At 35.9% G+C, this 9,359-nt stretch carries 8 protein-coding genes, 1 tRNA gene and 1 pseudogene; 5 read left to right on the forward strand and 5 right to left on the reverse strand.

The window, feature by feature from the left end; translation table 11 throughout:
- Window positions 1–100: 100 nt before the first annotated feature.
- The gene (locus tag ACFIMU_RS06205) at window positions 101–604 is read left to right on the forward strand and encodes a MerR family transcriptional regulator (RefSeq protein ID WP_375607116.1); all 504 of its coding nucleotides are present in this window, start codon (window positions 101–103) and stop codon (window positions 602–604) included.
- Between the two features lie 1,044 nt (window positions 605–1,648).
- Here ACFIMU_RS06205 and thrS read toward each other — a convergent pair.
- The 3 genes from thrS to ACFIMU_RS06220 form a co-directional block, all read right to left on the reverse strand.
- Window positions 1,649–3,625, reverse strand: coding sequence for a threonine--tRNA ligase (thrS, locus tag ACFIMU_RS06210; protein ID WP_375687154.1), 1,977 nt, complete (start codon window positions 3,623–3,625; stop codon window positions 1,649–1,651).
- Window positions 3,626–3,733: 108 nt separating this feature from the next.
- Complete coding sequence (gene yidD, locus ACFIMU_RS06215) at window positions 3,734–4,084, reverse strand: membrane protein insertion efficiency factor YidD (protein WP_375607118.1); 351 nt, start codon at window positions 4,082–4,084, stop codon at window positions 3,734–3,736.
- Window positions 4,085–4,513, reverse strand: a complete 429-nt coding sequence (locus ACFIMU_RS06220) for an iron-sulfur cluster assembly scaffold protein (RefSeq protein ID WP_375607119.1) — start codon at window positions 4,511–4,513, stop codon at window positions 4,085–4,087.
- 125 nt (window positions 4,514–4,638) lie between these two features.
- Here ACFIMU_RS06220 and folE point away from each other — a divergent pair, with 125 nt between their 5' ends.
- The 4 genes from folE to ACFIMU_RS06240 all read left to right on the forward strand — a co-directional run bounded on the left by folE (window position 4,639) and on the right by ACFIMU_RS06240 (window position 7,482).
- Window positions 4,639–5,250 carry a GTP cyclohydrolase I FolE gene (gene folE / locus ACFIMU_RS06225; protein WP_375607120.1) on the forward strand — a complete coding sequence of 204 codons (612 nt, stop codon included), beginning with the start codon at window positions 4,639–4,641 and terminating at the stop codon, window positions 5,248–5,250.
- A gap of 137 nt (window positions 5,251–5,387) precedes the next feature.
- Window positions 5,388–5,472 (forward strand) — tRNA-Leu (locus ACFIMU_RS06230).
- A 193-nt stretch (window positions 5,473–5,665) separates the two neighbouring features.
- Window positions 5,666–6,838, forward strand: a complete 1,173-nt coding sequence (locus ACFIMU_RS06235; protein ID WP_375607121.1) for an alpha/beta hydrolase — start codon at window positions 5,666–5,668, stop codon at window positions 6,836–6,838.
- Window positions 6,839–6,975: 137 nt separating this feature from the next.
- A complete protein-coding gene (locus tag ACFIMU_RS06240; RefSeq protein ID WP_015856440.1) occupies window positions 6,976–7,482 on the forward strand; it encodes a hypothetical protein in 507 nt (168 codons plus the stop codon).
- A 533-nt stretch (window positions 7,483–8,015) separates the two neighbouring features.
- Here the strand turns inward: ACFIMU_RS06240 and ACFIMU_RS06245 are convergent.
- Both ACFIMU_RS06245 and ACFIMU_RS06250 read right to left on the reverse strand, forming a co-directional pair.
- Window positions 8,016–9,060 (reverse strand): annotated as a pseudogene (locus ACFIMU_RS06245) (tyrosine-type recombinase/integrase).
- A gap of 8 nt (window positions 9,061–9,068) precedes the next feature.
- Window positions 9,069–9,287, reverse strand: a complete 219-nt coding sequence (locus tag ACFIMU_RS06250; RefSeq protein WP_375680073.1) for a hypothetical protein — start codon at window positions 9,285–9,287, stop codon at window positions 9,069–9,071.
- Window positions 9,288–9,359 lie beyond the last annotated feature (72 nt).

A 9,359-nucleotide genomic window follows, 5' to 3' on the forward strand; every position in this document is an offset into this window, starting at 1 on the left:
TGTCAATGATGGTCTTATTTTTGACTAATTTTGTTGAGAAATTGAAACAGAATGAGTCATTGTAAAGTAATTTATTTTGTTTTAAATAAGGTGTTACAAAATGGATAAAAGCTCTGATGCTTTTCGCACAATTAGCGAAGTAGCGGAGTTATTGGAGCTTCCGCAGCATGTCTTAAGATTTTGGGAAACACGTTTTAGGCAGATTAAACCAATGAAACGTGGGGGAGGAAGGCGCTATTATCGTCCGGTCGATGTTGATTTGCTCAATGGTATTAAGCAGTTACTATATGATCAGGGTTATACGATAAAAGGTGTGCAACGCCTTTTGAAAGAAAATGGTGTTGCTTTTGTGACTGCATTGGGTAATGGTGATCTTGATGCTATGAATGTGGTCATAGAGAAGAAACATGCAGGACAAACTTCTGAAAATGCAAGCAATAAGCCTAAAAAATCTTCTTTTGGGCTTTTGAGCTTCATGAGGAATGAGGGAGAAACATCTGTCGGTTCTGTGAATCTTTACAAAGACAAAACTGATAAAGCATTGTTACAAGAAATTTTGTTTGAACTCATTGAATGTAAGCGTGTTCTTGATAGAGCACGATAATAATAATATTTTTTATTTTATATGTGTTTCGTAGATATTTAGACGTTTTATGGATGTGCTCAGAGTTTAATACGTTCAACGAGAGGTCATGTATCGTATGTGTATATTTAACGAGTTTTTTATAAGAGTTTTTAATTTGGTAAAATATGAAGAGGAAAAAGAATAAACGCTGAGTTTTGCCATTTTTCTTTGATTTAGCTTTATAAAAATTAAGGCAATATCTCATCAGTGTAGATTGCGGGATGTAGAATGCCGTTGGCTTACCGGTTCATGTGCTTGTTTTAAAGAGATGTTTCTTAAGCTTATTTTGCCATGATTCCTCGTGAATGATATAATGGTAAACTCTGCTGAATGTCGCTATTTTTACATTTATGAAGGAGCAAGTCGGCATCATCATTATAGTTATAGTCTGTCCTCAATGATTGCAACGATCCTTAGCACTTTAGGCGGTTCATTGTAGGCATTTTAAAAGTCCTTTCTCAATAATTTTTATCCACACATTTATTCCGCTTGTTTGGTGCAAGCAAATGATTTTGATAGATTCAACATAAACATATTTAAAATAAGAGAATCCTATGATATTCAAAGCTTTATTTAATATGAATAACGATATATTATGATTATAAATCAATATCTTGTCTTTTTTATAAGGGCTTATCTTATGAATAAGACATATCATTGTTCAGGTAATTTTACATATTTTTTATTAATAAATATAATCTTGTTTCCAGTTTTCTTGCTTGATATTGCTATCATTATTGTAATGATCTATCCATGATAATAGCAGAATCTTTTCATTATAAAGGTAAAAGATTAATGTTATTATTAATATTCAATTGGCTATGATTTTTTCATTTAAACAAGCTCATAGCTTACATTCAATTTTTTCACCAATCTACCTTGTAGAGAAAGAGCACGTTATTCTTTCTGATGATAGGTCATTGTGCATGAAACAAAAACACACTACAATATCAAATTATTTCATTTTGTACAAAAACTGAAGATTTATAGTAAAAAATTAACGTATTACAATTTTCTGTGATATTACGCATTTATTACGCGTTGCAAATCTGGAGGTGTTGCCTCATTTGAGAGTTGTTTAATTACATCTTCTACAGATAAAAGGGTTTGATTTGTACTTCCTAAGCGGCGCATATTTACGCTATTTGTTTCAGCTTCACGTTTGCCACATACCAAAATTACGGGGACTTTTTGTAAAGAATGTTCTCGTATTTTATAGTTAATTTTTTCATTGCGGAGATCTATTGTTGCGGAAAGCCCAGTAGCTTTAAGTTTTGCTGTTATTTTTTGGGCATATTCATTTGCTTCGGATGTAATTGTTGCAACAACAATTTGTTCAGGAGCAAGCCAAAGTGGCATATGTCCAGCAAAGTTTTCGATTAATATACCAAGGAAACGCTCCATTGATCCAAAAATAGCACGGTGGATCATAACAGGTTGACGTTTTTCTGAATCTTTATCAATATAGAATGCACCAAAACGTTCAGGGAGATTAAAGTCTATTTGTGTTGTTCCACATTGCCATTCACGACCGATAGCATCCTTTAATGTATATTCAAATTTTGGACCATAAAATGCTCCTTCACCTGGAAGGATGCTTGTTTTGATTTGTCCTGCAAATTTTGTTTCAATCGTTTTAAGGACAGATTCCATGATACTTTCTGCGTGATCCCATAATGCATCAGATCCAACTCGTTTTTCTGGACGTGTTGAAAGCTTAAGACTGATTTCTTTAAAACCAAAATCAGCATAAGTTGATAAAATAAGATCATTAATACTGAGACATTCATCGGCTAATTGTTCATCAGTACAAAAAATATGCGCATCATCTTGTGTAAAACCACGCACACGCATAAGACCATGTAAAGAGCCTGAAGGCTCATAACGATGAACAAGTCCAAATTCAGCAAGTCTAATAGGCAAATCACGATAAGATTTTAAACCATGTTTAAAAATTTGCACATGACCAGGGCAATTCATTGGTTTAAGAGCATAAACATTCCTATGATCTGAATTTTCTACTGCTGGAATTGCTTTGAACATGTTCTCCTTATACCAGCCCCAATGGCCAGATATTTCCCAAAGTGACCTATCGAGAACTTGTGGCGCATTAACTTCAGCATATTGATGATCATCAAGGCGCCTACGCATATAGTTGATCAAATTTTGGAACATTTTCCAGCCTTTTTTGTGCCAAAAAATCATTCCTGGCCCTTCTTCTTGAAAGTGAAATAAGTCCATTTCACGTCCCAAACGGCGATGATCACGTTTTTCAGCTTCTTCTAGCATATGGAGGTAGGCTTTTAAGTCATTTTCATTTGCAAATGCTGTTCCATAAATTCTCGTGAGCATTGGATTATTGGCATCGCCACGCCAATAAGCGCCTGCAACTTTCATTAATTTGAAAGCATTCCCAATTTGCCCTGTAGATTGCATGTGCGGTCCGCGACAAAGATCAAACCACTCTCCTTGATAATAAACTTTTAAATCTTGATTTTCAGGAATGCTATCAATAAGTTCAACTTTATAAAATTCCTTTTTCTCAGAAAAAACTCTTCTCGCTTTTTCACGAGACCAAATTTCTTTTCTAAAAGATTTATTGCGTTGGATAATTTCACGCATTTTCTTTTCAATGACAGTGAGATCATCTAATGTGAAAGGTTGTTGGCGTGCAAAATCATAATAGAATCCATTTTCAATGACAGGACCTATTGTTACTTGCGTTTCAGGAAAGAGCTCTTGCACTGCTTCAGCAAGGACATGGGCGCAATCATGCCTTATGAGCTCAAGAGCGCGTGAGTCTTCTCGGGTAATAATCTCTACTTGACCAGATTGTCCCAATGGATCCGATAAGTCTCGCGTGATGCCATCAAGACTATAGGCGACTGCTTTTTTTGCAAGTGATTTAGAAATAGATTCTGCTAATTCCAAGCCTGTCATTTCGGGGGGGTAATTATGTTTTGAGCCGTCAGGAAAAGAAAGAGAAATAGAGCAAGACATAAAAACACCCTTTAAGTCCAATTCCGCCAACGATTGCGGATGGTTTCGTGACTAAGTAAAAACTTATAGACTAATCTTTCTATCAGTACATACAAAAAAAGAAAAGGATTATTTATTGTGTTTGTCAGAAATTTTCCAGTAACGCCAAGGTTTATAAAAACAGCAAGAATTTCCAAGTGATGGAGGGACTGGATCAAAGCCATCTGTTCCAAAGGGCCCACAACGCATGATACGAAAGAGTCCCATCCATGCACCAGCCCAAAGCCCATGGCGTGCAATCGCTTCATATGTATATTCTGAACAAGTCGGGGCATGGCGACATTGATTGCCTATAAGACTCGAAAGTGTTATTTGATAGAAACGTATTAAGAAAATACCCAATAATCGTCCGGGTGTCTTTTGCCAAGTGCCTGTGTAATTCCGAGTCAATTTTTTTTGTCTAGATTGTGATTTGAACATTTATTTTTCTTCAATTTTTTGAATGCAGTCTATCGTTGCATCAAAGGGTAGTAGTGTTGCTGCATGGCGCACTTTATAGTCTTTAATGGGCTGTAAGCAAGAAAAATCCTCAAATGGAGCTTGAGGAGAAGGACCATTTTGCGTTAGCATTTGGTAGATAACTTCACGCAATATTTTAAGATCTTGAGTTGTTTGTCCGATGATATGAGATGCTAAAAGTGAAGCTGAAGCTTGCCCTAGCACACATGCATGTATTTCGTGAGCAAAATCGGTAATAATACCATTTTCCACTTTTAAATCTACAGTGATTGTCGAACCACAAAGGTGTGCATGTTTTCTTGATGTTGCATCAGGATTATTAAGACGCCCAATTTTGCCTATATGTGCAGCATATTTAAGTATTTTATCATTATAGATAGTATCAATCATGCGCTATTGCCTGAAATTTTGAGAGTCGTGATTGTTTAAACTTTTAATTCGCTTATATAGAGATTATACAAAATGAGATAGGTATGGAGCAAATGCTTTGTATAGAATAAGCTTGGAGTTTTTGAATGCGTAATGTTGTTAAAGAGGACACAAATTTATCTGAAGAAAAGCGTCCGAGTATTGAAGAGGTGGAAGAGGCGATTCGTACATTACTCTTATGGATAGGGGAAAATCCAAATAGAGAAGGGCTTTTAGATACTCCAAAACGTATAGCCAAGGCATATCGCGAGCTTTTTAATGGTTATAGTCAATCGGTTAAAGAAACCTTAGGTACAGTTTTTGAAGAGGTTTCAGGATACAATGAAGCCGTAATCGTAAAGAATATATCTTTTTATTCACACTGTGAGCATCACATGATCCCAATTATTGGGAAAGCACATATAGCATATCTTCCTAATACAAAAATTGTTGGTCTTTCAAAAATTGTACGTGTTGTAGATATTTTTTCTCGTCGTTTACAAACTCAAGAAGCTATGACAGCGCAAGTGGCTCACGCGTTAAAAACGTATCTGAAGCCTCATGGTATAGCAGTATTGATTGAGGCTGAGCACATGTGTATGGCTATGAGAGGAATCCAAAAACAGGGCTCTACAACAATTACAAAAAACTTTCATGGTTATTATGAAAAAGATCAAGCGGCACAAGAACATTTTATGATGATGGTTCAAAGGTCATAGTAAAGCCCATATTTCTCGTAATCTCTATTAAGTTATAAAACATCCGGATAAAATAAATTATGAGAAAAAGAAAATTGGCTTGTACCTTTCTTTATGATTTGTTAAAGGCTAAAAACCAAGATTTTTTCTTTCCACGTGCGGTCGTGGCGGAATTGGTAGACGCGCAGCGTTGAGGTCGCTGTGGGGCAACCCGTGGAAGTTCGAGTCTTCTCGACCGCACCAGTTAGCAGTGAGTTTCTCCATAATGAGATGAAGTTATGTTAGAGAGAGGGGATTTATAGGCATTATAGAAAAATCTTTTTTGTATGTTATTTGTTGGTGTGTTGCCAATAATGTTTCGTTTTTTATTACTTTATCTATGCATTTGAAATGTTATATTTTTATAAGGTGGGGTTAAGTTGCAGTGAGAAGTATAATGATTCTGAGATATTTAACACTTCTTATTTGTATTTCTTTATTATCAGCCTGTAGTGATTCACGTGCTGTACTTTGGCATGGGGTACATGCAACACCTTCTATGACTGCCGTAGAAAGGGAAGTTGAAGGGAAACCAGTTTCTCCAAAAGCCATCGTTCCAGTGTATGTTGCAACAAGTCGTATGATGCAAAATAATTACGCTCAACCTTATGGTGCAGAGCGATCAAATAAAGTTCATTATAATCGCGTTGACGTAGGAATTCCTCAGCAACATGTAAAGGGAGTTGTTGAAATAAATGCCTATAAACCTACGCATGATAAGTATTTTGCAGCAGTAGCATTGCAAAAATACGATAATAAAGAACAGTTTAAACAGCAATTAAATGCTGCTTTAGCAAAAAAGCCAAAAGGAAAAAGAGAAATTTTTCTTTTTATCCATGGGTATAATAATAATTTTGCAGATGGTACATTTCGTACAGCACAGTTTACACACGATTATTCTTTAAATGTTGTCGCTGTGCATTATTCTTGGCCTTCGGCCGGATCAGTTCCTCTTTATATTTATGATCGTGACAGTGCTAATTTTGCCCGTGACGGATTGATAGAGCTTTTAACACTTATTAGTGAAACCAATGCTGATCAAATTTCGGTTATTGCACATTCTATGGGCAATTTTGTTATAATGGAAGCATTTAGAACGTTAGCGTTACAGGGAAAATATAGGCCTATTCGTCGTATTACAAGTTTATTAATGGCTGCACCAGATATTGATGTTGATGTATTTGAGCGCCAACTTAATGATATAAAAAAACTCCCGCAGCCAACCGCTATTTTAGTATCCAGAGCGGATAAAGCTCTTGCCGTTTCAGGACGTCTTACGGGTGGACATCATCGTGTGGGCGATGGCTCAGATATCGAAATGTTGCGTAAAAATGGAATAGCTGTTCTTGATTTTTCTCATGTGGATGGGGGAGCACACAATGTCTTTGCATCTTCGCCAACGTTGATGGCTCTTTCTCGAGAAGGTTCTTTGGCTTCCACAATTATGCAAGGTACAGAATTGTCACCTAGTCAAGCCCTTCTTGCTGATGGTAGTAGTGTGTTGGAAAAAACAACACATCTTATCCTTTATACACCTGTACGTTTTCTCTCTCCACGGATTCCACGTTGATCGTGAAAAGAGAGAAAGGGCTCCATCGAATAATGTATTGGAGGTAATATTTTTTAGCACTTTCTTTAGAATGGTCTTGTAAAATGAAAAATAAATAGCAGGATGAATGTAAAAAACAGTCATTAGGTGAGTTTGTGATGATTGCACGGAAACGCTATGTTAATACGCCTACAGTTGTTGATTATTTATCTCATTCCGCAATTAAGTTATTAGACATTCATGCTATGCTTGTGAAGGTGAGAAAAGGTGATATGGGGGAAAAACCAAATTTATTGCGTCAAATTGATTCTACAAAAAAACAGTTAGATGAAATAAGCCATGCTCTTATTTTAGAATATCGTAAACGCCAAGAAAATGAGCGTTTTTTAAAACAAATTCTGCTATCTATTTCTGATCAACTTTTTGCACTTAATAATGGTTTTAAGGAAACAGGACGTCTTTTTTTTCAAGAAGTTAGAATACTTCAATCTCAGATGCAATGTTTATATGAGGGAAAGGAGAGGCTGCATTTGTTGAATAGCCAAGAATCTTTTTGTTCTCCGTCAAAGATTGATGAAGTCATTAAACAGTTACAAAAAGCACGAGAAAAGCTTATTCTTGAAAGTCCACATCTCTTTGAAAAAAGCACAAAAGCTAAACAATAAAAGTTCTTTAGTTGAGCAGATAGATAATTTGAATTTTACAGCAAAAACGCTGTTAGATAGAAGGCTACAACCTTTTTAAAGAAAAGAATTTGCTTTAATAAATGAAACACATGCCTTATGTCTTTGCTAAAGTTAAGGCTGATGAATTAGGTGGCTTTATTGAAAAAAATGTTTGTGGAAAGAATTTTACAAAAAACTTTCTGATTCTTTTAATAATAGCCCGCCGGATAATTTTACCAATGTTATGAAGTTGTTAGTATATTCATTAGAAACTTAAACTTTAATATTTTTCTTGGTAGAAATTAGCTGAATTTAAAGTATTAAAAAGAAGTTTGATAAAAATAACATATTTTGTAAATTCACGCTCACCTCTACCTTCTCTTGAATTTAAAAACACTCGGAAAATGAAAAGCTACACGTAATTAAAAAACATATGGTGCCCAAAAGAGGCAAATAAAAAGCAAGTAAAATAAAATAGTTATGTCTAATATAAGGGAATAGGTGAATCTTGATTCTATTGAGTTTTTTTGCCTCTATCCCTCATCTTTTTGAAGCTTTTTTATGGCTTCAAGAGAGAGTTTTTTACGGTCTGCGCTCTTTGTGTAAAGAGATGCCATAGCATCATTTGTCCAGCCAAAAATTGCTTTGAGTTGTGATACTGTTGCACCAGAATTAGCTGCGCGTGTTGCTGCTAATTTTCTTAAGCCATGTGCTGATTTTTTGATTCCCGCTACGTTACAAGCCTCACGAAAAAGGTTGCCAAAACTTTCTTTAACTAGTTTTTTTACCTTCTTTACCACAAATGAATGTTTCTTCTCCAATAGGACCAGTTTCAAGCGTTTTGGCTAATTCCGGTAAAATAGGTAGAAAGACATCTGTTTGGAATTTACTTTTCTCTGTTTTGAGATGAATGATATTATTCTTTACATCTTTCCAGCCAATGCGGACCGCATCACCACGACGCAAACCCGTATACAAAAGGACATCAATCCAAACGCGTTCATGGGTACCATGGGACCATCTTTGATAATATTTCTCAACATCTTCTTCTGTCCAAACAGCAAACCCATCTTTGTTATGAAGGGCTGGTCTTTTAACACCTAAGGCTGGATTATTTTCTAAAAGACCTTGGTCAATCGCCCAATTAAAAAGCCCATTAAGGGCTTTCAGAAAGTTTCTAGCCATTGCTGGTGTTTCTTTGCGTCGTTCAACGCCGGCTATGATATGTTTCTTTTCAATTGCTTTGTATGGAATGTTTCCTATGGTATCACATACCTTCATAAGGATGAGTTCTTTTTGTTTTTTTGTAGCTTTAGTGTAGCTATGCCAATTAGAGCTGTTAAAGTATTGTTTAAGCAGCCATGCAAATGACCCTTCAATCAGTTTGCCGATTTTCGGTTTTGGAGGGATTATGCCTTGTAATTCGGCAAGTGCGCTTTTGTAGTTGTCAACAAACTCTTGTGTTCCATAAGTTCCGCGTATTCTAATACGTTTTCCATGACCAATACGTACATACCATACGATTTTGCCATGTTGGGTAATTTGTTTAACGAGATGAGGGGGGCGTGGTTTTGGCATGATCAATTTTACATCTTAGAGAGTGCGATTTCGTAATATTCATTCTTTGACAAATCTAAAAGTGTGTCTGGGTGTGCTGTTGAGTTTGGTAATGGGATATCTGCTTTCAGATAGATAAGCAGTTCACCGGTAGGTTTGATTTCTATGAGTTCGCATTTTTGCTTTTTTGCTTCTCTTAAAGCTCGTGCAATGTCTGCTTGCGTTATGATAGCTTTACGAGGCGCCATATCTTTTCTCCTACATTGAGACGCAATTCACCCATTTCGTGAATCACGCATTACTTGAAAGTGTTAGGAAGG

This window comes from Bartonella sp. AC70YNML (assembly GCF_042196545.1).
Classification (GTDB): Bacteria; Pseudomonadota; Alphaproteobacteria; order Rhizobiales; family Rhizobiaceae; genus Bartonella.

What these genes read in the sequence shown, in the direction of transcription:
- ACFIMU_RS06205 (WP_375607116.1), top strand. Translation starts at nt 101, where the DNA reads ATGGATAAAAGCTCTGATGCTTTTCGCACAATTAGCGAAGTAGCGGAG.
- thrS (WP_375687154.1), bottom strand. Translation starts at nt 3,625, where the DNA reads ATGTCTTGCTCTATTTCTCTTTCTTTTCCTGACGGCTCAAAACATAAT.
- yidD (WP_375607118.1), bottom strand. Translation starts at nt 4,084, where the DNA reads ATGTTCAAATCACAATCTAGACAAAAAAAATTGACTCGGAATTACACA.
- ACFIMU_RS06220 (WP_375607119.1), bottom strand. Translation starts at nt 4,513, where the DNA reads ATGATTGATACTATCTATAATGATAAAATACTTAAATATGCTGCACAT.
- folE (WP_375607120.1), top strand. Translation starts at nt 4,639, where the DNA reads ATGCGTAATGTTGTTAAAGAGGACACAAATTTATCTGAAGAAAAGCGT.
- ACFIMU_RS06235 (WP_375607121.1), top strand. Translation starts at nt 5,666, where the DNA reads ATGATTCTGAGATATTTAACACTTCTTATTTGTATTTCTTTATTATCA.
- ACFIMU_RS06240 (WP_015856440.1), top strand. Translation starts at nt 6,976, where the DNA reads ATGATTGCACGGAAACGCTATGTTAATACGCCTACAGTTGTTGATTAT.
- ACFIMU_RS06250 (WP_375680073.1), bottom strand. Translation starts at nt 9,287, where the DNA reads ATGGCGCCTCGTAAAGCTATCATAACGCAAGCAGACATTGCACGAGCT.